We start from the raw sequence: 528 nt of genomic DNA, 5'->3' as shown, positions 1-528 counted from the left end.
CGGGTCGCCGAGCAGGGCGACGGGGATGCCATCGACAAGGTAGTAAGGCGCGCCGCTGCCGACCACCTGGCCACCGTGGTCGGTCGGGTCGCCCAGGCGAATGATGGCTTTCATGGCGGTGCTCCAGCGGGCGGTCAGCTCTTGTCGGCGGGGGGCTGCGGAGCATTGCTCCGGGCGGTGTCCGGGGCGGTGGCGTGCGTTGCTGCTGCGTCGTCCGGATAGGCGCTCAATTGCCAGACCGTGGCGCGGCGGAACTGCGGTGTCTCGCCCTTGACCCGCTGCCACAGGCTGGGTTCGCCCTGCAGCACGACCTCCGGCATGGGCTCGTTCTGGCGGATGAATTGCCGGGAGCCGCCGAGCACCGGGGCGCCTTCGTCGGCGCACTGCCACCAGCCGGTCTCCGGGCAGGCCCGGCCGGTGAGGGCCAGCGCGCCCAAGGGTGTCCTGGGGGGCGGGGCTTCGCTGTGCCTGGCGGGGCTGGTGGTGCGGAGGCGGATGGAGTTGACGATGCGGTCCCAGAGTTTCAGC

2 protein-coding genes are annotated in these 528 nt (G+C 71.8%); both read right to left on the bottom strand.

Features of this window, described 5'->3' with window-relative positions; all coding sequences use genetic code 11:
- The coding region (locus ZRA01_RS20445; protein WP_174851639.1) for a PAAR domain-containing protein at positions 1–114 on the bottom strand (114 nt) is incomplete at its 3' end.
- 20 nt (positions 115–134) lie between these two features.
- A partial coding sequence (locus tag ZRA01_RS20735) for a hypothetical protein (protein ID WP_218028785.1) occupies positions 135–528 on the bottom strand: 394 nt, incomplete at its 5' end.

Origin of the sequence: Zoogloea ramigera, assembly GCF_006539865.1 — a bacterium.
Classification (GTDB): Bacteria; Pseudomonadota; Gammaproteobacteria; order Burkholderiales; family Rhodocyclaceae; genus Zoogloea; species Zoogloea ramigera.
This window is presented reverse-complemented; position numbering and strand designations above follow the sequence as displayed.